This window comes from Microtetraspora glauca, from assembly GCF_040656155.1.
In the GTDB taxonomy this organism is placed as follows: domain Bacteria; phylum Actinomycetota; class Actinomycetes; order Streptosporangiales; family Streptosporangiaceae; genus Microtetraspora; species Microtetraspora glauca.
The window spans coordinates 31,311-56,113 of record NZ_JBFALK010000021.1; the positions used below are offsets into that span (position 1 = coordinate 31,311).

Genomic DNA, 24,803 nt, shown 5'->3' on the forward strand with positions numbered 1-24,803 from the left:
AACGACTTCCCGGCGGGAACCCGGCGGAGCGATTCGGGTCGGTGACACTGTGCGCCGTGTCCCTGGCGTGTGGACGGCTTCGGTCCACGCGCTGCTGGGCCATCTGGAGACTGTCGGCTCCCCCGGCCCCGGACTGGGCGGGCGGGCCGCCTCATCGTGCCGCGCGGCACCGACAATTCGTGTGCGGTCCGGTCGAGGGACGCGGCCGTCGCCCCGGCTCAGGATCCGTCTGCCACGTTGCCGCCAGAGAGGATGGCCACCACTGGCCCGGCCGGTATCGCGGCGCCGTGGGTGAGGTAAGCCGCGGTGGCCACCGCGCCGCTCGGCTCGGCGCGTTCTCCCAGCTCCTGCCGCAGGAGATCGACGGCGGCCCCGATGCCGTCCTCGCTCACGGTGACCATGTCGTCCACGTACCGGTGGATGTGCTCCCAGGCCAGAGCGCCCACGACCGGAGCACGCAGACCGTCGGCACGGGTGCGGTAGGTCTGCTCCACCGACCACGCGGTGCGCCGGCCGGAGCGGAAGCTGGCCACGCCGTCGGCGGCCAGCTCGGGCTCGACGCCGATGACTCTGATCGCCGGGTTGACGGCCTTGGCCGCGACCGCGACCCCGGCCAGCAGGCCGCCGTTGCAGACTGGCACCAGGATCGTGCCGCCACGGGGCAGATCCCGGCCGATCTCCGTCCCGGCGCTGCCGTGCCCGGCGATGATGTCGAAGTCGTCGGACCGGACGATGGTGGCCCCGAGCCGGTCGGCCAGGGCCATGCAGGTGATCTCCCGCAGCGGCGGCGGCGTGATCACCACTTCGGCGCCCAGTGCGCGGGCGGCGGTCACCTTCAGCTCCGGCGCGGTGTCGGGCAGCACCACGGTCGCCCGCAGGCCCAGCCTGCCTGCGGCGTACGCGATGGCCTGGGCGTGGTTGCCCGAGGACTGGGCGATGACGTGGTTGACACCCCGCTTGGCCAGTTGTCCCACGGCGTTCAACGCGCCGCGCACCTTGAACGAGCGGGTGGGCTGCCGGTTCTCGGGTTTGACCCAGAGCCGTTCGCCGGGCAGGCGCAGTAGCGGCGTGCGCCCCACAAACGGCGCGATCCGGGCTGTCGCGGCGGTGACGTCGGCTTCCGTGACCAGGGTCTCGACCATGCTCATCCGTTCAATACCTCCGCCTGGATCGCGTCGAGGTCGGCCTTCGCCTCGGGCGGCGGCGCGGCGTCGGGAACCAGGTCTTCCAGATGGTGCAGCGGGCGGTGACGCAGCCCCAGCAGTCCCCAGACCGACAGGAGCACGCCGCTGGCCAGCAGCACCAACGCCGCACCCCGGCCCGGGCCGGAGGTGTACGGCTGGGCCCAGTCGGCCAGCGGGCCCGCGGCCAGGAAACCCAGCGGTTGCATGGCCGTGGCCAGCATGACGTTGACGGACAGAACCCGGCCCTGCAGTTCCGGCCCCACCTTCACCTGGATGATGGACAGCCAATGCGCGTTGCCGATGCTCATGCAGGCCAGCCGGAGGAACAGGCCGGCCGCGACCAGCCACACCGCCGGCCACGCGCCCATCAGCACCACGCCGATCCCGGATCCGATCACGAAGCCGATCATGCCGGTGGCTCGGCGCCGGGTCCCGCCCCACACCAGCACCACACCGGTGCCCACGGCCGCGCCGAGGCCGCCGACCGCGGTCACCGTCCCCAGGGTGGCCGGTGAGCCGATGGCCAGCACGACCGGGGTGATCAGCACCCACATCAGCGCGGTGCAGAAGTTGACCACTGCGAAGTAGAGCGCCATCACGAGGAGCGGCCGACGCCGGCGGAGGAACCGCCAGCCGCCGGTCAACGCCGTCCGGAACGTCTCCTCCTGCCGGTGGAACAGCCGGTTGGGGAACCGTACCGCCAGCAGGGTCGCCACTCCTATGGCGAACGTGGCTACGTCGATGGCCACCACCGACGAAAGCCCCAACATGCCGATCAACGCGCCGCCGGCGAGCGGCGCCACCACGTTGCCGACCCCGAAACCCAGGTTGGCCACGGCATTGGCCTGCGTCAGGTACGGCTTGGGCACCAGTTGCGCGATCGCTGCCAGGTAGGCGGGTTGCTGGAAGGCGGTGACCAGCGAGGTGACACCGACGATGAGGCACACGTTCCACAACGCCAGCCGGTCGGTGATCAGCAGCAGGACCAGCGCCGCCATCGCGAGCGCGGAGATCGCGTCGCAGGCCAGCATGATCCGGCGCCGGTCCACCCGGTCGGCCAGCGCGCCCCCCAGCGGGGTGAGCAGAACGGTCGGGATCTGGGACAACATCACGACCAGAGCAAGGTCCAGGATCCGGCCGCTGTTCTGGTAGGCCCAGACGCCGAGGGCGAAGGAGCTCAGCGCTGTGCCCACCGCCGAGACGAACTGCCCGCCCGCGACGGTGTAGAAGGGGCGCAGGCCGGTCCGGCCGGTCCGGCCGGGCGGGCGCACCGGGTCGGGCAACCGCCCGGACGCCCAGCGCCGCAGGTATCCGATGAGCAGGTCGGCCAGCGGCTCGGCCTGGTGCCGCAGGAAGTAGTGGCCGGCCCGGGGCAGTACGGCCAGCTCCGCCCTGGGCGCGAAGGCCGCCCACTCGGCGTACCGCTCCTGGTGCAGTTCGGTGGCGCGGTCGCGTTCGCCCACCAAGCACAGGATGGGGGCGCGCAGCAGCGGTCCCGCACCGGCCAGCTCACGGCCGAACCACTCCTGCGCCTGGTCGGCGTCGTGGCGCATCGCCCGCACCGCGGCGTGTTTGGCGGCCTCGCTCATGTCGTCCAGCAGCCCGCCCGTGGCCCGCAGCGCGTCCTGGAACATCCGGTCGGAGACCCAGCGGTCACCGCGGAAGAGTCGCCGGGCCAGGCGGCCGGGCAGCCGGGCACTGGGGAAGCCGGCGGCCGCGATCACGCCCAGAACGGGGACCCCGTCCGCCTCCAGCCTGCGGGCCAGGGCCACCGCCGGTGCGGAACCGACGCAGTGACCGTAGATCGCGATCGGGCCGGACGCGGTGGCGGCCACCTCCGCGGCCAGGTCCTCCACCAGCTTTTCCATCGGCAGCGGCATCTCGTCCGGCCGGGCCGGATCGTGGCCGGGCAACTCCACGGCGAGCACCTCCACCCCCTCGCCCAGGGCCCGGGCCAGCGGTTGGTACACCGCCGCCGACCCGCCGCCGTACGGCACGCACACCAGGGTGAACTCGCTGGTGCGGCCACCACCCAGGCGGTGCAGCAGCCCGCCGCCGTCCCGGCGATCCAGGAACGCGGCCAGCTCGGCGACAGTGGGCCGGGTGAACAGGTCGATCACCCGCAGGCCGTGGCCGATCTCCTTGACCGCGCGCACCGCGGCGAAGGAGTCCCCGCCGAGGGCGAAGAAGTCGTCGTGCGCCCCGACCTCGGCCACGCCGAGCACCTGGGCCCACGCTCGGGCGACCAGCTCCTCGCCGGCCGTGGACGGCGGCACGAACACGGCGGCCTCCGGCCGCGGCTCGGGCAGTGCGGCCCGGTCCACCTTCCCGTTCGGGTTGAGCGGGAGCCGGTCGAGCACGACGAGCTGTGCCGGGACCATGTAGTCGGGCAGCCGTTCCCTCAGCGCGGACCGGACCGCCGACACGTCCACGGTGGCCGGCGTCACCCAGGCGGCGAGCTGCCGAGCCTTCCCCTCTCCCACCGGCAGTACCACGGCGTCGGTGACCTGGGGCAGGGCGCGCAACGCCGTGGTGACCTCGCCCAGCTCGACACGGTAGCCGCGCACCTTGACCTGATCGTCGGCTCGGCCGCGGAACTCCACTCGCCCGTCGGCCGTGACCCGCAGCAGGTCGCCGCTGCGGTAGCAGCGCCCCTGCCCGGTCAGCGGATCGGGCACGAACCGTTCCGCGGTCAGCTCGGGCGAGCCGATGTAGCCGCGGGTGACCCCTGGGCCACCGACCACCAGCTCACCCGGTACGCCGGCCGGCACCGGCCGCATGCTCGAGTCCACCAGGTGCCCGTGAACCCCCGGCAGGGGTCGGCCCAGCGGCACGATCCCCGTCCGGTACTCGACGGGGATCTCCTCGGTGTCGCAGACCAGGCAGATCATCGTGGACTCGGTGTGCCCGTAGTGGCTCTGGATCCGCAGTCCCGGCCGGGCGGCCCTGGCCCGTTCAACCAGGTCCCACGGGCACGCCTCCCCGGCCAGGATCAGCAGCCTCTCCGGCAGCACCGCGGCCAGGTCGCCGCCGGAGGCAAGCAGCTCCAGGTGGCTGGGCACGCACTTGACCACGTCGATGCGGTGTGCCGCCAGGTAGTCGGCGAACGCGGCGGGATCCATCGCGGTCTCCCGTGGTACCAGGTGCACCGTCCCGCCCGTGGTCAGGGCGCCGAACACGCAGGTGAGCCCGAAGTCGGCGGCGGGGGTGGACACCACCGCGTACGACCCTCCGGTTACGTCGATCCGCGGCAGCATGCCGGCCAGGTAGCTCGTCACGCTGCGGTGCTCGGCGGCCACGGCCTTGGGTGTCCCGGTGGATCCGGAGGTGAAGATCACGTGGTGCAGGTGTTCGGGCCGCACGTCCACCTCCGGCCGGGCCGACGGCAGGGACGGCAGCCGGTCCATGGCCAGCACGCGGCGGTCCGGCCCGATCCGGTTCATGAACTCGGCGGTGGTGACCACGGCCTTCACCCCGGCGGCGTCGAGCATGGCGGCGACCCTCGCGGCGGGATATCCGGGATCCATGGGCAGGTAGCCGCCGCCTGACTTCTGGATCCCGAACAGGGCGCACGCCAGGTCGGCCCCCGGTTCCAGAAGTACGCCGACGGGCTCGTCGGCGCCCACGCCGGCGGACAGCAGCCAGTGGGCGATCCGGTTGGCGGCCGTCTCCAGTTCGGCGTAGGTCAGGCTGCGGTCCGCACCCACCACGGCCGGCGCGTCGGGGGTGGCGTCCACCCAGCGCTCGATCAGCCGGTGCACCGGGGTGTCCGCCGTCGGCGGCAGCGGATCGCCTGCCAGGACCGGGTCGGTCACCGGCTCCAGCGGCACCGCGCCCACGGGCGCGTCCAGGTCGGCCAGCATTCCGTCAAGCAGGGTCAGGTACCACCGCGTGAACCGGGACGCGGTGGCCGCCTCGAACAGGTCCGTGCGGTAGCCCAGCTCGCCGCGCAGCGGCAGGCCGGGGCCGCTGTCGACCACCTGCCAGTTCAGGTCGAACTTCGCCGTCTGCTCGGGTAGGTGGATCTCGGCCACATCCAGACCGGGCAACTCCGGTCGGTCCGCTTCGGAGAAGTAGTTCAACATCACCTGGAACAGCGGGGTCGCGGCCAGGTTCCGCTCAGGCCGCAGCCGGTCCACCACCCGGTCGAACGGCGCGCTCGTGTGGGCGAAGGCGCCCAGCGCCGCCTCCCGGACCCGGGCCAGCAGCTCGTGGCCGGTCGGTTCGCCGCCCACATCGGTCCGCACCACCACCGTGTTGAGAAAGCAGCCGATCACTCCCTCGGTGTCGGGGTGATCCCGGCCCGCGACCGGCACGCCGACCGCGATGTCGGCGTCGGCCGACAACCGCGCCAGCAGAACCTGCAGGCCCGCGAGCAGCACGATGAACGGCGTCGCCCGGTACGCGGTGGCCACCGCCCGGACCCGCTCGCTCAGCTCCGCCGGCAACTCCAGGTCCACCGAGGCGCCGCCCGAGGCGGCCACCGCGCGGCGCGGCCGGTCGGTGGGCAGATCCAGCACCGGTGGCAGGCCGCGCAACCGCTCGGCCCACCAATCCAGCTCGGAGAGGTCGGGGACGGGGGCCACCTCGGCGTACTGGGCCTGCGGCGGCTCCGGCGCCGGGCGCAGGCCGAGCCGGGCGGTGTAGAGCGCGGACAGCTCGGCCAGCAGCAGCCCACGGGTCCAGGCATCGGTGGCGATGTGGTGGAACGTGAGCGAGAGCACGTGCTCCTCGTCGCCGACCGTGAACAGCACCGCCCTCATCGGCGGTTCCCGGTCCAGCGCGAACGGTGTGGACAGCTGCGCGGCCAGTGCGTCCTCTACCTCTGACCTGTCGATGTCCGCCGTGGACACGGGCACGTCTCCGGCGGGCCGTACCACGGAAACCGGCTCGGCGCCGGAGTCGTCGATCACGCTGCGCAGCACGTGGTGCCGCTCGGCCAGGTCACGCACCGCGCCCAGCAGCGCCTCCACCTGGAGCGGCCCGTGCAGCCGCAGCGCCATCGGCACGTTGTACGCCGTGTTCTCCGGCTCCAGCTGCGCGAGGAACCACAGCCGGGCCTGCACCCCGGACAGCGGGGCGGGCCCGTCCAACCGTGCCCGCCGCGCCCCGGCCGCCGAACCCGGACGGGGGAGCGCTGCGGCCAGGTCGGCGAGCACCGGATGCTCGAACAGCAGTCGCACGGGGACCGGTGCGCCCAGCCTGTCCCGCAGCCGGCCGGCCACCCGGGTCGCGGCGAAGGAGTGCCCGCCCAGGGCGAAGAAGTCGTCGTCCGCCCACACCCGAGGCAGGTCGAGCACCTCGGCCCAGATCTCGGCGACCAGGCGCTCCTGCGGCGTGCCCGGCGGCACCCGCACCGCAGGTCCGGCCTCGGGGACCGGCAGCGCCGCCCGGTCCACCTTGCCGTTCGGGGTGAGCGGTAACGCGTCCAGCACGCCGATCGCGGTCGGCACCATGTAATCGGGCAGCCGCTCCCGTAGGGCCGCCCGTACCTGCGCCGCGTCCACCGTGGACGGCGTCACCCAGGCGGCCAGGCGCCGCCGGGCCCCGCTGCCGACCGGCTGCACGTAGGCCTCCGCCACCTGCGGAAGGGCCCGCAGCGCAGCGGTGACCTCACCGAGCTCCACCCGGAACCCGCGCACCTTCACCTGGTCGTCGATCCGGCCCAGGAACTCCACCAGACCGGACGGAGTCACCCGCACCCGGTCCCCGGTGCGGTACCAGCCGTCGACGAACCGCTGCGCGGTCAGGTCGGGTCGGCCAAGATATCCGCGGGCCACGCTGGGCCCGCCGATCCACAGTTCTCCCGGCACGCCGGGCGGCAGCGACCGCCCGGCCGGGTCCACCACCCGGCAGCGCACGTTGGGCAGCGGTCGGCCGAGCGGCACCACTCCGGGCTCCACCTCGGTCACGTCGCAGCCCAGCACCGACACCGTGGTCTCGGTGGGCCCGTAGTGGATCTGCACCTCGAGGTCCGGCCGCGCCGCCCGTACCCGCTCCACCAGATCCCCGGGCACGGCCTCCCCGGCCAGGATCAGCAGTTTCTGGGGCAAGGCGTCCATGCCCAGCAGCTCCAGCTGGCTGGGCACCATCTTGACCGCGTCCACCGGATGCGCGGCCAGATAGGCGGCGTACGCGACCGGGTCGGTGGCCGTCTCGTGGTCGATCAGATGCAGGGTGGCACCCGACGTCAGCGCGCACAGCATGTTGGTCAGGCCCAGGTCGGCCGCGGCGGTGGACACCAGCGCGAAGGACGCCATCCCGGCGGGGATCCGTTCGCCCACCGCGCCCAGGTAGTGAGTGATCTGCCGGTGCTCGACCGCGACCCCCTTGGGCTCCCCGGTGGAGCCGGAGGTGTAGATCACGTACGCCAGATGGTCGGGCGCCACGGTCACGTCCGGGCGGTCCCCGGACTCGCCCGCGGCGGCGGCGATCTCGGCCTCGGTGAGCACGATCCGGGCGCCGGCGGCGGCCAGTACCGCATCGGTTCGCCGTGCCGGGTAGACGGGATCCAGCGGCAGGTAGGCCGCACCTGCCTTGAGCACTCCGAGCAGGGCGACCACGAGGTCCGGACGTCGCTCCAGCAGCACCCCGACCGGCTCCTGCGGCCGCACCCCGCGGGCCAGAAGCCAGTGCGCCACCTGGTTGGCCCGCCGATCCAGCTCCGCGTAGCCGAGGGAGCCGACCGCGGTCGCGCCGGGGTGGGCGTCGGCCACCCGCTCGACCAGTTCGTGCAGCGGCACATCCGTCCGCAGTTCCCTCGCCGGGCCGTGAAGGTCGGGCCCGGCGGGCAGCCGGACCGGCGCGTCGGGCTCGGTGAGCATCCCGTCCAGCAGCGCCAGGTACCAGTCCACCAGCCGCCGGACGGTGGCCTCCTCGAACAGGTCGGTCCGGTAGCGCAGCTCACCGGCGAACCGGCTCCCGTCGTCGCCGAGTGTCAGGTTCAGGTCGAACTTCGCCGCCGGCGACGGCAGCGGTTCTGCCCGTACCTCCAGTCCGGGCAGCTTCACCGGCGGGCCGGCGTCGTACACGTTCAGCATCACCTGGAACAGCGGGGTGACCGACAGGTTCCGCTCCGGCTGCAGCCGCTCCACGATCCGCTCGAACGGCGTACGGGCGTGGGCGAACGCGTCCAGTGCGGCCGCACGGACCCTGGCCAGCAGCTCGGCGCCGGTGGGGTCGCCGGAGGTGTCGGCGCGCATCACGAGGGTGTTGATGAAGCAGCCCACCACTCCTTCGGCGTCCGGGTGGTGCCGGCCGGCGTGCGGTACGCCGACGGCGATGTCGTCGCTGCCGGACAGGCGGGACAGCAGCGCCTGCAGGCCGGCCAGGAACACCATGAACGGCGTCGCGCCCGCCACTGCGCGCACCTTGGCGGACAGGGCCTCGGGCACCTCGACCCCGACCGCAGCCCCCTGCCAGGTGGGGGCGGCCGGCCGGGGCCGGTCGGTGGGCAGGTCCAGCACCGGCGGCAGGCCGTCCAGATGCCGTGTCCACCACTCCAGGTCGGCCTCGGGCTGCTCGGCCTCCCACGCCGCCACGTCGGCGTACTGCAGGGCCGGCGGTTCCGGCTGCGGTGCCAGGCCGAGCTGGGCGGCGTACAGGGCGGAGAGGTCCTGGAGCAGCAGTCGTTCCGACCAGGCGTCGGTGGCGATGTGGTGCAGGTTCAGCGCGAGGACGTGCTCGTCCCCGCCGAGCCGGAACAGCGTGGCCCGCATGGGCGGCTCGGCATCCAGCCGGAACGGGCGCCAGGCCCGGTCGGCCAGCTCCCGCTCCAGCTCCGCCGGCTCCACGTCCACCACGGAGATGGGCACGCCGTCGGTCGGCCGCACCCTCGCGCCGTCGACGACGCCGCGCAGGATCCAGTGCCGGTCGGCCAGGTCGGCCACCGCGGTGGTGAGTGCGGTGACGTCCACCGGACCGGCCAGCCGCAGCGCGAGTGGCACGTTGTAGGCGGGCGTGTCTGGCTCCAGCTGGGCCAGGAACCACAGCCGTTGCTGTGCCGGGGACAGCGGCATGTCCGCCGCGGACAGGGCCGGAATGCCCCCCGTCGTGAAGGTCTCGGCCGTGGCCTGGGCGGCGGCGAACCGTGACCGGAGCAACGCGGCGATCCGGTCCTGACTAACCTCGGTCATGCGTCGTTCCCATCTGTCAGTTCCGCGACCAGCAGCCTCTCCAGCTCGGCGGCGAAGTCGGCCAGCACCGGTCGTTCGAAGAGCAACCGCACCGCAACGGCCAGACCCAGCGCCTCCCGGATGCGGCCGGCCACGCGGGTCGCGGCGAAGGAGTGCCCACCCAGGGCGAAGAAGTCGTCGTCGGCCCACACGGCGGGACGATCCAGCACCGCGCCCCAGATGGTGGCCACCAGGCGTTCGGAATCGGTGCGGGGGGCCGTCCGTTCGGCCTCCGGCGCGTCGACCGGCTCGGGCAGGGCCGCGCGGTCGACCTTGCCGCTGGACAGGACCGGCAGGGCCGGCAACGCGACCCACCGCCTCGGCACCATGTGGCCGGGTAACCGCGACCGGAGATGCCGCTCCACGGCGGCCACATCCGTCGTCGCCGGCACGACGTAACCGATCAGGTGCGCCTGGGCGTCCGAGCCGGCCACGGTCACCGCCCCCTGGGACACCTCGTGCAGCACCGCCTCGACCTCGCCCAGCTCGATCCGGTATCCGCGTACCTTCACCTGGTGGTCCCTGCGGCCGTGGAACTCCAGCGTCCCGTCCGGCCGCCATCTGACCAGGTCTCCGGTCCGGTAACACCGGCCGCCGGGGACGAACGGGTCGTCGATGAACGCGGCCGCGGTCAGGTCGGGTCGGCCCCGGTAGCCCCGGGCCACCCCGGCGCCTCCCAGCAACAGCTCGCCGACCGCTCCCGGCGGCACCAGCCGCAGCTCGGAGTCGACCACGTACGCCCGCTCGCCCGGCATCGGCTGCCCGATCGGCACCGGGCCCGTCTCGTTCGCACCCAGCCTGTGCTGGATGGAGGCGACGGTGGCCTCGGTGGGACCGTAGGTATTCCACAGCTCGCCGACCCGCGGCAGAAGCTCCCCGGCGAGGGCCGGATCCAGGGCTTCCCCTCCGGAGATGGCCAGCAGGCCCGGCTCTCCGGCCCAGCCCGCGGCCAGCAGCATCCGGTACGTGGTGGGCACCAGGTCGATCGCCGTGGCCTTGCTGGCCGCGATCACCTCGGCCAGCGCGTGCCCGTCCACGGCCGTGGCCCGGTCCACCATCACGCAGGTGCCGCCGACGCTCAAGAGAACCCACAGCTCCGACGCGGAGGTGTCGAAGGTCAGGGGCGCCACGGCCAGCTGGACATCCCGCGGCCCCAGTCGCAGCTCGGTCGCCAGCCCGGAGACGTAGGCCGCCAGATTGCCATGGGTGACCTCGACGCCCTTGGGCGCCCCGGTGGAGCCGGAGGTGTAGAGGACATACGCCAGGTCGTCGGCCCCCACCCGCGGCAGCTTCACAGGTTCGCCGGGGACGGTCACCAGGTGGTCCAGGTCCAGGGTGGGCAGGCCCGGAACGGTCACGCCGCCCCGGGTGAGGACCACCCGCGCTCCGGCATCCCGGGTGAGCCGGCTCAGGTGCTCAATCGGGTGCTCCGGGTCGAGCGGAACGTACGCCGCGCCGGCCCGCCACACTGCCAGCAGCACCGCCGGCAGGAGATGGTCCCGCGGAAGGCAGACCCCGACCACCTCGCCCGGCGCCACCCCCTGCCGCACCAGCGCGGCCGCCGCCCGGCCGGACCACTCCTCCAGCTCCGCGTAGTCGAGGCGGGCGCCGTCCGGGCCGACCACCGCTGTCCCGGCCGTGTGCCGCCCCAGCGCCATCGGCACCGTCTCCGGAAACTCCGGCAGCCGCGGCCCAGCCGCGGCGGCGAGCAGGGCCGCGCGTTCGACTGGGGTGACCAGCTCGAACGCGGACAGCTGCCGGTCCGGGTCGGCCAGCCCGCACCGCAGCAGTTCCGTCAGCCGGTCCAGGTACGCCTCGGCCCGCGCGGGATCGAGGTGGGCGTCGCCGTACTCCAGGTGCAACTCGGCGCCGTCCGCGGTCCGGTTGACCAGCACGCTGAGCTCGTGGCCCGCGGCTCCCGATCCCAGGTCGGTGAGCAGTTCCAGGTTGCCCTGGCGCACCGGCACCTCGGCGTTCTGCATGGCAAGCAGCACCGGGGTCCGGGGCAGGTCGGCGGGTGGGACCTCCTGGTGCACCAGCGCCCTCGTGGTGGACTCGGCGGCCTGCTGGACCAGGGTCCGGAAGCTCAGCGCGCCGGTGGGCCGCAGCCGCACCGGCACCGTGTCCACCAGCGGGCCGATGACCTCGGTCAGCTCCGGCCGGGCCCGCCGTGCCGCGACCACCCCGACCAGCGTGTCCGGCTCGCCGGCGGCCAGGGCCAGACCGGCCAGGTACACCGCGAACGGGGTGACGCCGCACTCCCGGGCCAGTGCCGTCACACCCGTCACGAACTCGGCCGGCAGCGGCCGGACCACCTTGCTCGTCGTCAGGTCCGCCGGCGCCGGGCCCGCCGCCGGCGCGCCGGCCAGCTCGTCCCGCCAGAACTCGCGCAGTTGCTCCAGATCCGGCTGCTCCTGCTCGCGCACGGCCACGTCGCCGACCTGGACCGCCGGCCCGGTGACCGGCTCGCCGGCCAGCTCGGCGGCCAGCTCGCCCATCAGCACCCCGACCGACCCGCCGTCGAAGGCGATGTGGTCCACGACGACCACCAGCTCGGCCTCCCCGTCGTCCAGGCGGCACAGGTGGGCCCGCATGAGCGGCACCTCGCTCGTCACGTCGAAGACGTGCGCCGCCGCCGCCCTGGCCACCGTCCGCGGGTCCTGTCTCGCGGCGTGTTCGACGAAGGGCACGGGCGCGGGCGGGTGCGCCACGGCGTACGGCACGCCGTTCTCGTCGACGGCGACGGTGCTGCGCAGCACCTCGTGCCGCCGTACCACCGCGTCCAGGGCCGACCTCAACGGCGCGGCGTCGGGCAGGTCGCGCACGCGCAGCCGGATCCCCAGCGTGGTGACCGGGCTGCGCGGGTGCAACTGCTTCAGCGTCCAGAACTCGCGCTGCATCTGAGTGAGCGGATACCGGGTCCGGCCGCTCTGCCGGACCACCTCCGGTCCGGCCTGGCGTAGCCCGGCGGCCAGGCCGGCCGCGGTGGGGGCGGTCAGGAAGGCCGCAAGGGGCACGGCGTGCCCCAGCCGGCGGGACAGCTCGATCACAACCCTGGCCGCGGACAGGGAGTGCCCGCCCAGCTCGGTGAACCGATCGTGTACGCCGACCCCCGGCAGGCCCAGCACCTCCGCGATCACCTCGGCCACCAGGCGTTCGTCGTCGGTGCGGGGCGCGACCGGCGCCGTGTCGACCGACCGGTACGCGCCGAGCCTGGGCAGGGCCGCCCGGTCGACCTTGCCGGTGGGGGAGAGCGGAAGATCCTCGGTCACGCCGATCCGGGTCGGCACCAGGTGGTCGGGCAGCCGGGCGCGCAGCCAGTCCCGCAGCTCCGGCTCGCTCACCCCGGACGCTGCCACGTGGCCGGCCAGGTAGGCGATCCCGTCGTCGTCGGTCGCGGCCAGCACGACGGCCCGGCGTACCGCGGGGTGGCGGCCCAGCGCGGCCTCCACCTCGCCCAGCTCCACCCGATAGCCGCGGATCTTGACCTGGTCGTCGGCGCGGCCGGCGTAGCGCAGCTCGCCGTTCACCCGGCGGACCAGATCTCCGCTGCGGTAGACCCGGCTGCCGTCGGGATCGGTGCGGAACGCGCGCGACTCGCGCCCCAGATAGCCGCGGGTCACCCCCGGCCCACCGATCCACAGCTCGCCCAGCTCTCCGTCCGGGACGGGGTTTCCGTCCGCGTCGCGCACCGAGAGCACCGCACCGGCCATCGGGTCACCCAACGGCGGCTCACCCTCGTAGTCCCGGCTCACCTCGACGGCGGCGCAGGCGGTGGTGCACTCGGTCGGGCCGTACAGGTTCAGCACGCGGCGCACTCCGGGATTGGCGTAGATCCGCCGCACCAGGGCGCCGGTCAGCGGCTCGCCTCCGGAGAACACCGCGCGCACCCCGCTCGGCAGCGGCTCACGCAGCAGCACCGACAGCGCGGAGGGAACCCCGTAGACCGTGGTCACCTCCTCCTTCGCCGGCAGGCTTGGCAGCGCCAGCAGGTTGTCGGCGAGGATCACCGTTCCACCCGCGACCAGCGGCGTGAAGATCTGGGTGATCGACGCGTCGAAACAGACCGAGGAGGCGGCCAGCATGCCGCCCAGTTCCTCGGCGGTGTACGCCGACGCCTCCCAGCGCAGCAGGTTCAGGCTGTTGCGGTGCTCCACGACCACGCCCTTGGGCGTTCCGGTTGAGCCGGAGGTGTAGATGACGTACGCCGGGTCGCTCGGGTCCCCGGCGACGCCGGGTTCCCCGTCACCCGGCGTCACGTCGTCCACGAGAATGGTCTCGGCTCCGGTCAGTACGGCGGTCTCCCGCAGCGCGGCCGACGTGATCACCGCGGCGACCGCGGAGTCCTCCGCCATGAACCGCAGCCGCTCGGCCGGGTAGGCGGGGTCAAGCGGCACGTAGGCCGCTCCCGCCTTCCACACCCCCACCAGCGCGGGAACCAACCACTCACCGCGATCCAAGCAGACTCCGACCAGTTGGCCGCGTCCGACGCCCTGGGCGGCCAGAGCGCGTGCGACGTCGTCGGCTCTGCGATCCAGATCGACGTAGCTGAGTCGGTTGATGCCCGCCACGACGGCGATGCGGTCCGGGGTACGCCGGCTCTGGGCCGCTATCGCCTCGTGGACTCGAGCTGGTGCGTCGAACCTCTCGGTCGCGCCTTTCCGCTCAGCCGGGCTCGGCTCCCCCTGCCGCCCCGTCGTGCCCAACTCGACGTGTGTCACATCAGTGGTCAATTTGTGCTCATTCCCATCCAAGATCACCCCGATGGCGGGAAGTTGTTCAGATTTTCAAGCCACGGAGAGTCTTGATCGCGCGTCTTGTGGGTAACTTGTCGGCGACTTGGGCCCGACGGCTTCGGAGATCGCCGTTCTGCCGCGCCTTCGGGCTCCGTGCTCGCTGCCGGCGCCGCTTCCGTCATGGGATCCGCGCCGGCCATGGGAAAGGAGGGACGGGCTGACGTTGAGATCACTCATTCGTTCGATGAAGCGACCTGCGCGGATTGGGGCACACCGATCGCGCTGTGACCGTGCCCGGTGTGGGGTGTCGTCGAGCGGGTGCCTACGGTGGCGATCGTGGACAGCGCGAAACCGCGCCGGCTCATCAGCATGAGCAGGTCCAGGGGCCGCGCCTATTCATCAACAGGGAGCCCAGTAGCAGACCGTCGAGCAGCTGCCACAGCAGGTGGCGGCGTAAGTGAAGACGCACCCGTACGCCGTGACGGGGCGGTCGAATCGCGAGCCTGCTTCCCCGTCACGGCCGGAGTGGAGCCGGTGCAAAGCACCTCAGCCACGGGTCAGCCGCCCCGGATGTAGACGGTCTTCCAGCGCGAGCACCTGCCTTGTCCCAGGCGGCCGCCATGCCGTCGGTCGAATGGATGCGCCCCCACTTCCAGCGCGTGGGACCTGCCAGGACGTGGATGAGGGGACGGTTCTTCGCCCGCCCAGAGGTATCGCCTCGTACTTGTGACTGGCTTGGAGACGGTGGGTACGGGGACAGCACCGATCGAAGCCGGGCAGGCGTGTCCCAGGTCCGGTGTGATGACAACCTGTCCGGGGTGGTGACCTGCACCGGAACCGGCACCGTGCCCGATGTCAGCCCGCTCGACACCTCCACCGTCGGCTTCCACGAGTTCACGGTGAAGGCCGCCGACAATGCCGGCAACGCCGCCGACCAGAAGGCGACCTACCAGGTCGAGGTGCAACTACGTGTGGAAGACCGACCGCGGCTGGTCCAACACCTGCCGCCAGTTCGAGCTGAAACTCGATGACGGCAGCAGCCATTTCACGACCATCAGGCTGAAGTAGCCGGAACGCGATGGCACCCGGTGGGGGAGCGGAGTGATCGACATCGTTCTCCCACCGGGCGTCTCACCAGCTCCGCTCACCGGCAGCGTGAACCGCTGACTCCTGATCAGCGCCGGGACCGTCGTCCCGGCGCGTTCAGCGGATCAGTGATTCAGCGGATCAGTAGAGGCGGTTGTCCGGCACCGGCAGGTCGATCTGGCCGGGGCCGTGCCAGGTGCCCTTGTCCTTCGGCAGGTCACCGTTGTTCAGCGAGTGACCGACACCGAGCACCAGCGGGATCTCCACCCTGCTCTTGTGCAGGTCGATGGTGACGGTCGTGCCGGTGGCCCGCTCGCCGCTGTAGTTCGAGTCGGTTCCGGCGATGACCAGCCCGATGCGGTGGCCCTTCGTGAAGATGTAGTCCTGCGGCAGGGTCTTCCACTTGACCTGGGCCCACGTCCCGGGTGCCGGCGGCGACGACTCGCTGAGCGAGTCGCGGTTCTGCACGTCGATCCAGCCGCGGGCGACGACCTCCAGCGGCCGGGTGGCCACGTTGGTGACGACTGTCTTGTAGCAGGCGTCGTCGGAGGCGGTGCTCTCGCCGTGGCAGCTCTCCCCGGTGAGCGTGGTGACGCCCTGTCCGCGTCGCCAGTCGACCCGGGTCGCCTCGCCGAAGTCGACGAGAAGCGCGGTCAGGTTCGAGGTGGGCTTGTCGAGCGAGACCCGCAGGTCCACCTCGGGCGTGCCGGACATGCGCAGGTCCCGGGGCAGTTCACCGGTGGTGAAGGCCACCCGGCCGGGCTTGGGCGTGCCGACGTCGGCCACCATCGCGTCCTCGGACTGGCGTACGTCGGTGAAGGTCGCGGTCTCGCCGTTCTTCCCGGGGGAAAGGTCGAGCGAGCCGTCGGCCGCCGGGCGGAAGAACTTGGTCGACGCGGACGGCGCCGGCCAGTCGCGCTGGGTGATCCACTCTGTCGGGCCGACCTGCACGTCGGCGCGGGGCTCCTGCGTGATGCCGTTCTGCACACCCTGCAGCCAGTAGTCGAACCAGCGGTGCAGCGTGTCGACCCACAGGTCACGGCGTCCCTCGAAGTCGAACGGGTCGACGTGCTGGTACTGGCCGAGCCAGATCTTGCGCGGCACGTTCCGGTCCGCCAGAGCCTGCCACCACGTGGAGAAGTTGTCCGGCTTGACGTTCAGGTCGTTGACCGTGTGTACGGCGAAGACGCTGGCGCGCACCTTCGAGGCGTCGCCCAGCGAGCCGGCGATGTAGTCGCGCTCGGCCCAGAAGGCGTTGTAGTTGCCCGTGCTGTCGTCGGCGTCGATGTCCAGCTTCGCCCGTACCGCGGCGCATTTGGCGGCCGGGTCGGTGTCGATGACCCGTGACAGGTACGACATGTAGTTGAAGTTGTAGATCACGCCGTTGGAGCGCTGGTACTTGTACCAGGAGCTGATCGCGGAGATCGGGACGATGGTCTCCAGTCCCTCGACGCCGGTCGCCGCGACCGCGTTGGCCAGCGTGCCGTCGTACGACTTGCCGATCATCGCGGCCTTGCCGGTGCTCCAGTCGGCGAACGCCTGGCTGCCGTCGGCGTGGTAGGCGGTGGCGCGTCCGTTCAGCCAGTCGATGACGGCCTTGCCGCCCAGCACATCGGCCCTGCCGCCGACGTCAGGACAGCCGTCGGACTTGGTGGTGCCGATCATGTCGATGTTGAGCACCGCGTATCCGCGCGGCACGAAGTAGTTGTCGTAGAACAGCGGGAACTTGGCGAGGTTTCCCGTCGGGTCGTAGACCTTGCGCTCGGACTCGTTGCCTCGGCCGGAGTTGTCGTAGTACGGGCTTTCGTCGATGACCGTCGGCACCTTGAGCCCGGGACCTGACTCCTTGGGCCTGATGATGTCGACGCGTACCCTGTCCAGCCGCCCGTCGGAGTCGCTGTCGACGGGCGACTCGACGTAGACGTGCTCGCGGATGGCGTCGGCGTAGGAGAAGACCGGCTGGGTGCGCCCCTGCTCCACGGTGATGGCGGGGGCGGTGCTCGCTTGGGCCGGGGTGGCGCCTATCGCGATCAGGGCGACGGCGACGAGGGCTGCTCGTAATTGTGGCACTGAGAGCCTCCAGAGTTTTACGGAATATCCGCAAATCTCAAGGAGTGTCCGTATAGCCGACAAGATCCCTTTATGCGTTCGACATCACCTTGCTTCTGCCATGTGACATAGCGCAGGAGAGAAGGTCGGCCGCGATCCGTTAGGGCCGCCGCGGGGGCGAGGGCGCAGGCCGCGCGCGCGACGCCGATCCCTGCGTCGGCGGTCGCGAGGGCGGCCTGGCCAGGCTCCGTAGGACAGCGTCACGGCCAGACGCTCTCACTCAACGGTGTTCCGGTTCGTCCATCTCCTCTCCTACATCCGCTGGATGCATGGGTCTCCACGTGTTCAGGCCGGTCAGGGAGAGGTGCGCACCGGCCCCGTCCGGGCGGCGGCCGCCGTTTCCAGGGCCTCGCGCATGACCGTCGAGCCGTGTTCGACGAACTCGGTGATCGGTGGGGCGAGCGTGTCCGGGAGGATGTCGGTGTGCCAGACGAATCTGGTCCGGCCGCCCGTCTCGGGGAGCGCCTGCATCCAGGCGTGGTGATGGGAGGGATGCAAGCTCCCGCCGACGACGGTGTAGGCGACGCGCCTGTTGTCGTGATCGAGGTCGACGAGCCGTTCGTGGACGATGGTGCCGTCGGCGAAGGTGACGGTACGGGTGTCCGAGCTCAGCTGCGTATTTGTGACGAAACCGGGTGCGAGGCGTTCGTGCACCGCACCGTAGTCGCCGAGCACGTCCCAGACCTCGTCGGGCGTGGCATTGACGATGAATTCCTTACGGATGGAGGCCATTGGTACTCCCGGTCAGGCCGCGGCGATACAGAACAGGTGTCCTTCGGGGTCGGCGAGGACGGTCCACTGCCCTTCGCCGGGCTGGTAGTCGGGCATGGTCGCGCCGAGCGCGAGCAGGTCCTTGGTCGTGGCTTCCAGGTCGGTGACCTTGAAGTCGAGGTGGGCGTGCTTGGCGGCGTCCGGCCATCCCGGCCCCCGGTAGCCGACGACCCGCTGGAAGGCGAGCTGGATCGGGCCACTGCCCAGATAGGCGAAATCGTCGTCGCTGTGGGTGATCTCCCAGCCGGTGAGGTTCCCGTAGAACTCGGCGAGCGCCTTCGGGGCGGCGCAGTCGATGATGATCGCGGTGAGCTCCGCGTTGACGGCCATATTCATGACTCCTTGGATGTCGTTTCCTGCCCGCCCAGCATCCGCTCTCGCGTACCGAAGGGTCTTGAAGATCCTTGCGGGTCGTTCTGTCGTACCCTCGGCGTAGTCTCCGCGGCGTGTTGTCAGCCGTGACCCTCGCCGCCCGGCCGGAGTTCACCGTGACCACGGTGGCCTGCCGCGCCGACCACACCCGATGGTCGGAGCCGGAGACGCGCGATGACCACCGAATGGTGCTCGTACGGCGTGGCAGGTTCCGGCGGTGGGCCGACGGGGCGGACGCCGATCTGGATTCGACGGTGGCCTACCTGGGCGCCCCGGGGGAGGAGGAACGGTTCGCGCACCCCGCCGGCGGTGACGTCTGCACCTCGCTGAGCTTCGCGCCCTGGCTCTGGGAGGGGCTCGCGGGTGGCAGGGCGGTGTACGTGGAGGCGCGCGTCGATCTGGCTCACCGTCGTCTGCTCGCCGCCGCGGGCGGCGGCGACATCGACTATGCGCTCACCGAGGAGTTGCTCCGTCTCGTCGCGGTGGCCGCAGGACAGCCGGCCGGACAGCCGGCCGGACGGACGAGGCCCGCCGACCGGGCACTGGTCGCGGCGGCCCGTGAGGCGATCATCGAGGAGGCGCCGGAGGCGGCGAGGCTGTGCTCGCTGGCCGGGCTTCTGAGGGTCTCGCCGTACCGGCTGAGCCGGGTCTTCTCGCACCATATGGGCGTATCGCTGACCCGCTACCGTAATCGCGTTCGCGTCAGCCAGGTCATGGATCGGCTCGCGGAGGGCGAATCCAGCCTCGCCGAACTGGCCGCCGACCTCGGCTTCGCCGATCAGGCGCACCTCACGCGTACAGTCCGCGAGCACCTGGAACACACGCCGACCGCGCTGCGTCGCCTACTCGCCCCAGGTCCCTAGCTTGGTTCGGGAGCCGCAGGGCGGGGTGTGACGGTGGTGCCTGAGTCGCGACGCCACCGAACTCCGCGCCGCCCGACCACCTCACCGTGCGATCCCGGTTCGTTCTCCACCCGGCTGAACCTTGTCGCCACGGGACGAAGAAATTTCCGGCTGAGTTGTCGAGACCGCCCGTACGTCTCCGACAGAGGAGGTGAGAGCACGGCAGCGGCCTTCACATCAGAGGGAGAACACCATGAACGCGACAACGAACACTCTGCGCAGCCTGGAGCCGCTCGTCGGCACCTGGGCCATGGACGGACCCGGCATGTCGGGTACGGTCCGCTACGAGTGGATGGACGGCGGCGGCTTCCTGGTGCAGCATGTCGCCCTCGTCCACGACGACGAGGTCACCCGCGGGGTCGAGTACATCGGCTTCCACGCCGAAAGCGGCCAGCTGCGTTCGCACTTTTTCAGCGAGAATGGCGAGATTCTCGAGTACGTATACGAGCTCGTCGGCGATACTCTGACGATCTGGTACGGCGGCGTCGACTCTCCGGCCAAGTTCGTCGGCCGGTTCGACGTCGACGGTGTGCGCAACACCGGTGCCTGGCAGTGGCCGGGCGGAGGTTACGAGTCGAACATGACGCGGGTGGAGGAACCGACCCGATGAAGTACATGATCATGACCTTCGGCGACGCGTCGGCGTGGGACACCCTCGGCCTCGGCGCCAAGGAGGCGACCTGGTCTCCGGAGGAGGTCGCCGAGCACTTCCGCGCCATGTCGGAGTTCTACGCCGACCTCGCGGCCTCCGACGAGATGGTCACCGGCTTCGGGCTGGCCGACCCCTCGCACACCATGACGGTGGAGATCCGTGACGGGCGGCCCGTCGCCTCCGACGGACCGCATGCCGAGGCCAAGGAGGTGCTCGCCGGGTTCGGGATCATCGACGTGGCATCACACGACCGGGCGGTCGAGCTGGCCGCGCGCTTCGCCGCGATCGTACAGAGCCGGGTGGAGCTGCGGCCGATCATGGACGACGCCGGTCGGGAGATGTGACCACACCTCAGCGGATGGAGGACCTGCTGCGCGAGCTCGCGCCGCAGGTCCTCGCCTTGCTCACCCGCCGTTACGGCCACTTCAACCTCGCCGAGGAGGCCGTTCAGGAGGCGCTGCTCGCGGCCGCGACCCAGTGGCCGGACCAGGGCCTGCCGGACAACCCGCCGGGGTGGATGACCACGGTCGCCACCCGCCGCATGACCGACCTGCTGCGCAGCGAGCAGGCCCGCCGCCGACGAGAGCAGGAAGAGGCGTTCCGCGCGCTGCCCGCCGACCTGCTGTCCCCTGCGGCCGACGTACCGCCCGCCGGGGACAGCGACGACACCCTGCTGCTGCTGTTCCTGTGCTGCCACCCCGCGCTGAATCCCCCCGCGCAGGTCGCGCTCACCCTGCGGGCCGTCGGCGGCCTGACCACCGCCGAGATCGCCCGCGCGCTCCTGCTGCCCGAGGCGACGCTCGCGCAGCGGATCACCCGCGCCAAGAAACGCATTCTGGAAGCGGGCGGCCGGTTCCGGATGCCCGATGACCAGGATCGGGCACGTCGCCTCGACGTCGTCCTGCACGTGCTGTACCTCATCTTCAACGAGGGCTACACCGCCACGGCGGGCGAGTCGCTGCACCGCGGCGAGTTGTGCACCGAGGCGATCCGCCTGGCCCGGATGGTGCACCGGCTGCTGCCCGATGTGCCTGAGGTGAGCGGGTTGCTCGCCGAGATGCTGCTCACCGACGCCCGCCGCCCGGCCCGCACCGGCCCGGACGGCGAACTGGTCCCGCTCGCGGAGCAGGACCGCGGCCGGTGGAACCGGGAGATGATCGATGAAGGCATCGCGTTGCTGACCGCCGTGTTGCCGCGCAAGCGGCCAGGTCCCTACCAGCTGCAGGCCGCCATCGCCGCCGTGCACGCCGAGGCGGGACGGTTCGACGACACCGACTGGGCGCAGATCGTCGCCCTGTACCAGGTGCTCGATCGGCTCGCCGACAACCCGGTGGTCACGTTGAACCGCGCGGTGGCGGTGGCGATGCTGAACGGCCCCGCAGCTGGGCTGGCCGTTCTGGAGACGGTGGCCGGCGACCAGCGGATGGCCGGCCATCACCGGCTGCACGCGGTGCGCGGGCACCTTCGTGAGGAAGCCGGAGACAGAGCGGCCGCGATCGCGGACTACCGCACCGCGGCCCGGCTCACGACCAGCCTCCCCGAACGCCGCTACCTGCTGGCCCGCGCCGCCCGGCTGGACACGCGCTGACACGGCGAGCGCCGGATAGTCATCCGCGCAGGCCGGGAGCTACTCGTCCTGCCGCGCGTGGGTGGGGGGAGGTCGCTCCACGGCCGTGTAGCGGCGCAGGTCGTCGCCGGTCAGCGGGGGCCCGGGAAGGGGTGATCCCGCATCGGCGCGCAGGCCGTTCAGCATGATCTCCACCACGCGGGCCATGGCCTGCTCGTCGGACATGCTCGGCGGCGTGTAGACGTGCAGGGTCATCAGCAGGGCGATGTCGCCCGGACCGATGTCGTCGCGCAGCGCGCCCTCCGCCTGTGCCTGCTCGGTCATCCGGAGCACGCTGGCGATCACCTGCTGCCGTATCTCGTGCAGGCCGGGGCCGGCTCGGAGCCGCTGGTGCAGGTGCGGCTCGAGCTTCGCCGACAGCACGCCCAGCCGCAGCTCGGTGCAGGCGCGCAGGAAGCGGCACAGCGCATGCCAGGCGTCGGGCTCTTCCCGCCAGGCGGTCTCCGCAAGGTCCGCCATGCGGCGAAGCCCCTCCTCGAAGACGGCGCGGAGTAACGCGTCCCTGTCGGGGAAACGGCGGTACAGCGTGCCGATGCCGACGCCCGCCCGGCGCGCCACATCCTCCAGCGGCACGTCGGCGCCCTGTTCCACGAGCAGTTCTCTGGCGGCCGCGACGATCAGGTCCCGGTTGCGGCGCGCGTCGGCGCGCAGCCCCGTCGTGTCCTGCGGGCTCCCCGTCTTCACTGCCACCTCGACTGGAAATTGGACGATTTTCCTCCGCTTAGGTTACCGTAAAGACAAGTGGAGGAAAATCATCCGGTTAGTGGAGTGCCATGAGCGAGCGGACAGTGCTGATCTCAGGGGCCGGCGTCGGCGGGCCGACATTGGCCTACTGGCTGGCCCGGAACGGCTTCCGTGTCACCGTCGTCGAACGCGCCGAGAGGCTACGTTCCAGCGGGAACCCGGTGGACGTCAGGGGACCCGCCGTGGACGTCGCCGGACGGATGGGCATCCTGCCCCGACTGCGCGAGGCGGCCACCGGCACGACCGGCGTCACCTTCGTCGACGCGGCGGGCAGGTGTGTCGGCCGAATGGACATGCGCGCCGTGCAGCAGGCGGGTGAGGTCGAGCTGCCGCGCGGCGACCTCGCGTCGATCCTGTACGAGGCGAGCCGCGACCACGCCGAGTTCCTGTTCGACGACTCCATCGCGACCCTCGACCAGGATGCGCGCGGGGTCGACGTCACCTTCGACCGCGCCGGGCCCCGCCGCTTCGACGTGGTGATCGGGGCGGACGGCCTGCATTCGGTGACGCGGCGCTTGGCGTTCGGGCAGGACAGCGGGCTCGTGCGCCACATGGGCCTCTACGTCGCCACGACGCCGCTCGGCGGTGGAGCCGGGGCCGGCCGGGACGTCCTCATGCACAACACGCCTGGCAAGGCGGTCGCCGTCAGTCCCACGCCCGGCGGCGACCTCGCGTTCTTCCTCTACCGGAGCCCGGCGAAGCCGGGCTTCGACCATCGCGACATCGAGCAGCACAAGCGGATGCTGGCCGACGCGTACGCGGACGTGGCCTGGCGGGCGCCGGGACTGCTGGAGCGTGTGCGTGCCGCCGACGACCTCTACTTCGACTCGGTGAGCCAGGTGCGCCTGCCCCGCTGGTGGAACGGCCGGGTCGCGCTCCTCGGCGACGCCGCGTCCTGCGTCTCGCTGTTCGGAGACGGCTCCACCCTGGCCATGGCGGGGGCGTACACGCTCGCCGCGGAACTGGCCGCCGCCCCGGACGACCCCCAAGCGGCCTTCCGCCGATACGAGACCGGGCACCGACGCCTGGTCGACCCCAAGCAACGGAACATCGGACAGGCGTCGGCGCTCCTCGTCCCCGCGACGCGACGCGGCATCATGGCGCGGAACCTGGCCACCCGCCTGTGGCCCGCCATGGCCGTCGCCGCACGGCTGAAGCGTGCGCTCAGCGGGGCGCCGGTCGCGTGACCCTGACGCCATGGTCGACGTGCCCGACGCTCATCGGCCCGAGGGCGGCGTGGTGAGTGTGGAGGCTCCATCGGTCGCCGCGTCGGCGTAGCGGCGGGCCAGGTGCGCGAAGGCGGCCGTGAGTTCGGCCGGCCCGATGACCTCGATGTCGGCGTCGAACCTGCCGATGGTGGCGGCCAGGCCGGGCCATGACCACGAGCCCAGGACGAGCCGGCAGCGGTCGGGGCCGAGTTCCTCGACGATTCCCTCGCGGGTGTGCCGGGACACGGTGGCGGCGGGTAGGTCGAGGATCACCTCGCCGCGGCAGGGCCAGTCGCCGGACCCGTCGGAGCCCCGGAATCTGCTGGTCACGAAGGCGGCCACGTTCCCCCCGGGCAGTTCACGTGGGGTGAAGCGGGGCCCTGTAGGGGTGCGCGGGATGATCCGGTCGGCGCGGAAGGTGCGCCAGTCGTCGCGGTCGAGGTCCCAGGCGACGAGGTACCAGCGTCCGCCCCAGGTGACGAGGTGGTGGGGCTCCACCCGGCGCGGCGGGGTCTGCGCGCCGTTGTCGTCCACCTCTGGTGGGGATGCGGAGGCGTAGTCGAAGCGCAGCACTTCGCGGGCGTGGACGGCGGTGCCGAGTGTCATGAGGACGCCGCTGTCGACCTGTGGGTTCGGTCGGGCCGTGGGCCGTTCGACGGCGGTGACCTGGAGAGTGTCGACGCGGCGGCGCAGCCGTGCGGGCATGACCTGCCGGACGGTGTTCAGCGCGCGCGCCGCGGCTTCCTCGATGCCGGCGCCGGTGGTGGTCGCGATCTGGAGTGCGACGGCGAGGGCGACGGCCTGGTCGTCGTCGAACAGCAACGGCGGCAGTTCGGTGCCGATGTCGAGCCGGTATCCACCGTCGGGGCCTTTGGTGGACAGTATGGGATAGCCGAGCTCGCGCAGGCGGTCGACATCGCGGCGCACGGTGCGCGGGCTGATGTCCAGCCGCTCGGCCAGCAGCGCCCCCGGCCAGTCCCGGCGTACCTGGAGCAGCGAGAGCAGCGAGAGCAGTCGCGCTGAGGTTTTCGGCATGACGCCAATATTGCCCAGGGAAGCGGTCACACCCTGACCGCTTCCCCCGCGGCTGTTGTCTCGTGCCAGACAACGAATCTCGCCTAGGTGCTTGACCTGCCGTGTTCGCCGGCCTTGTCGGGTCGGCGAACTCCCGAGGGAGTGCCGGCACGCGGGTGCCGACTATTCGTCCGCGCGGGTCGTGGGCATGGGCGATCTCGGCC

14 protein-coding genes are annotated in these 24,803 nt (G+C 71.8%); 6 read left to right on the forward strand and 8 right to left on the reverse strand.

Features of this window, described 5'->3' with window-relative positions; all coding sequences use genetic code 11:
* Positions 1–218 precede the first annotated feature (218 nt).
* Genes AB0I59_RS31985 through AB0I59_RS31995 form a run of 3 tightly spaced genes read right to left on the reverse strand, consistent with a single transcriptional unit; the run spans position 219 to position 14,091 of the window.
* Positions 219–1,148, reverse strand: a complete 930-nt coding sequence (locus tag AB0I59_RS31985) for a threonine ammonia-lyase (RefSeq protein WP_358138787.1) — start codon at positions 1,146–1,148, stop codon at positions 219–221.
* On the reverse strand, positions 1,145–9,319 hold the full coding sequence (locus AB0I59_RS31990) for a non-ribosomal peptide synthetase/MFS transporter (RefSeq protein WP_358138789.1): 8,175 nt from the start codon (positions 9,317–9,319) through the stop codon (positions 1,145–1,147). Before AB0I59_RS31990 ends, AB0I59_RS31985 begins: the two co-directional genes overlap by 4 nt.
* Entirely contained in the window at positions 9,316–14,091 is a 4,776-nt protein-coding gene (locus AB0I59_RS31995; protein ID WP_358138791.1) for a non-ribosomal peptide synthetase, read from the reverse strand. The genes AB0I59_RS31990 and AB0I59_RS31995 overlap by 4 nt, the downstream gene beginning before the upstream one ends.
* Before the next feature lie 918 nt (positions 14,092–15,009).
* On the opposite strand from AB0I59_RS31995, the gene AB0I59_RS32000 reads away from it, so the two are divergent.
* Entirely contained in the window at positions 15,010–15,162 is a 153-nt protein-coding gene (locus AB0I59_RS32000) for a PxKF domain-containing protein (RefSeq protein WP_358138793.1), read from the forward strand.
* A gap of 159 nt (positions 15,163–15,321) precedes the next feature.
* Here AB0I59_RS32000 and AB0I59_RS32005 read toward each other — a convergent pair whose 3' ends face one another.
* The 3 genes from AB0I59_RS32005 to AB0I59_RS32015 form a co-directional block, all read right to left on the reverse strand.
* Positions 15,322–17,250 carry a Xaa-Pro dipeptidyl-peptidase gene (locus tag AB0I59_RS32005; RefSeq protein ID WP_358138795.1) on the reverse strand — a complete coding sequence of 643 codons (1,929 nt, stop codon included), beginning with the start codon at positions 17,248–17,250 and terminating at the stop codon, positions 15,322–15,324.
* Between the two features lie 333 nt (positions 17,251–17,583).
* On the reverse strand, positions 17,584–18,021 hold the full coding sequence (locus tag AB0I59_RS32010) for an SRPBCC family protein (RefSeq protein WP_358138797.1): 438 nt from the start codon (positions 18,019–18,021) through the stop codon (positions 17,584–17,586).
* A gap of 12 nt (positions 18,022–18,033) precedes the next feature.
* The gene (locus AB0I59_RS32015; RefSeq protein ID WP_358138799.1) at positions 18,034–18,390 is read right to left on the reverse strand and encodes a VOC family protein; all 357 of its coding nucleotides are present in this window, start codon (positions 18,388–18,390) and stop codon (positions 18,034–18,036) included.
* Between the two features lie 116 nt (positions 18,391–18,506).
* Here AB0I59_RS32015 and AB0I59_RS32020 point away from each other — a divergent pair, with 116 nt between their 5' ends.
* From AB0I59_RS32020 to AB0I59_RS32035, 4 genes are all read left to right on the forward strand, one after another.
* Positions 18,507–19,295 carry a helix-turn-helix domain-containing protein gene (locus AB0I59_RS32020; RefSeq protein WP_358138801.1) on the forward strand — a complete coding sequence of 263 codons (789 nt, stop codon included), beginning with the start codon at positions 18,507–18,509 and terminating at the stop codon, positions 19,293–19,295.
* A gap of 232 nt (positions 19,296–19,527) precedes the next feature.
* Positions 19,528–19,944 (forward strand): hypothetical protein, encoded by a 417-nt coding sequence (locus tag AB0I59_RS32025; protein ID WP_061259435.1) that lies wholly within the window; start codon positions 19,528–19,530, stop codon positions 19,942–19,944.
* On the forward strand, positions 19,941–20,330 hold the full coding sequence (locus AB0I59_RS32030) for a YciI family protein (RefSeq protein ID WP_061259436.1): 390 nt from the start codon (positions 19,941–19,943) through the stop codon (positions 20,328–20,330). The genes AB0I59_RS32025 and AB0I59_RS32030 overlap by 4 nt, the downstream gene beginning before the upstream one ends.
* Positions 20,327–21,574 carry an RNA polymerase sigma factor gene (locus AB0I59_RS32035; RefSeq protein ID WP_435831140.1) on the forward strand — a complete coding sequence of 416 codons (1,248 nt, stop codon included), beginning with the start codon at positions 20,327–20,329 and terminating at the stop codon, positions 21,572–21,574. The genes AB0I59_RS32030 and AB0I59_RS32035 overlap by 4 nt, the downstream gene beginning before the upstream one ends.
* Positions 21,575–21,613: 39 nt before the next feature.
* On the opposite strand, the gene AB0I59_RS32040 is transcribed toward AB0I59_RS32035, so the two are convergent.
* Positions 21,614–22,297 (reverse strand): TetR/AcrR family transcriptional regulator, encoded by a 684-nt coding sequence (locus AB0I59_RS32040; protein ID WP_358138804.1) that lies wholly within the window; start codon positions 22,295–22,297, stop codon positions 21,614–21,616.
* Positions 22,298–22,386: 89 nt separating this feature from the next.
* Here AB0I59_RS32040 and AB0I59_RS32045 point away from each other — a divergent pair, with 89 nt between their 5' ends.
* The gene (locus tag AB0I59_RS32045; RefSeq protein ID WP_358138806.1) at positions 22,387–23,544 is read left to right on the forward strand and encodes an FAD-dependent monooxygenase; all 1,158 of its coding nucleotides are present in this window, start codon (positions 22,387–22,389) and stop codon (positions 23,542–23,544) included.
* Between the two features lie 30 nt (positions 23,545–23,574).
* Here AB0I59_RS32045 and AB0I59_RS32050 read toward each other — a convergent pair whose 3' ends face one another.
* Complete coding sequence (locus AB0I59_RS32050) at positions 23,575–24,600, reverse strand: helix-turn-helix transcriptional regulator (protein WP_358138808.1); 1,026 nt, start codon at positions 24,598–24,600, stop codon at positions 23,575–23,577.
* Between the last annotated feature and the right edge of the window lie 203 nt (positions 24,601–24,803).

Excerpts from the sequence above, each read along its gene's own strand:
- AB0I59_RS32025 (WP_061259435.1), top strand. The coding sequence starts at position 19,528 with ATGAACGCGACAACGAACACTCTGCGCAGCCTGGAGCCGCTCGTCGGC.
- AB0I59_RS32015 (WP_358138799.1), bottom strand. The coding sequence starts at position 18,390 with ATGGCCGTCAACGCGGAGCTCACCGCGATCATCATCGACTGCGCCGCC.
- AB0I59_RS32000 (WP_358138793.1), top strand. The coding sequence starts at position 15,010 with ATGCCGGCAACGCCGCCGACCAGAAGGCGACCTACCAGGTCGAGGTGC.
- AB0I59_RS31990 (WP_358138789.1), bottom strand. The coding sequence starts at position 9,319 with ATGACCGAGGTTAGTCAGGACCGGATCGCCGCGTTGCTCCGGTCACGG.
- AB0I59_RS31985 (WP_358138787.1), bottom strand. The coding sequence starts at position 1,148 with ATGAGCATGGTCGAGACCCTGGTCACGGAAGCCGACGTCACCGCCGCG.
- AB0I59_RS32030 (WP_061259436.1), top strand. The coding sequence starts at position 19,941 with ATGAAGTACATGATCATGACCTTCGGCGACGCGTCGGCGTGGGACACC.
- AB0I59_RS32010 (WP_358138797.1), bottom strand. The coding sequence starts at position 18,021 with ATGGCCTCCATCCGTAAGGAATTCATCGTCAATGCCACGCCCGACGAG.
- AB0I59_RS32050 (WP_358138808.1), bottom strand. The coding sequence starts at position 24,600 with ATGCCGAAAACCTCAGCGCGACTGCTCTCGCTGCTCTCGCTGCTCCAG.
- AB0I59_RS32045 (WP_358138806.1), top strand. The coding sequence starts at position 22,387 with ATGAGCGAGCGGACAGTGCTGATCTCAGGGGCCGGCGTCGGCGGGCCG.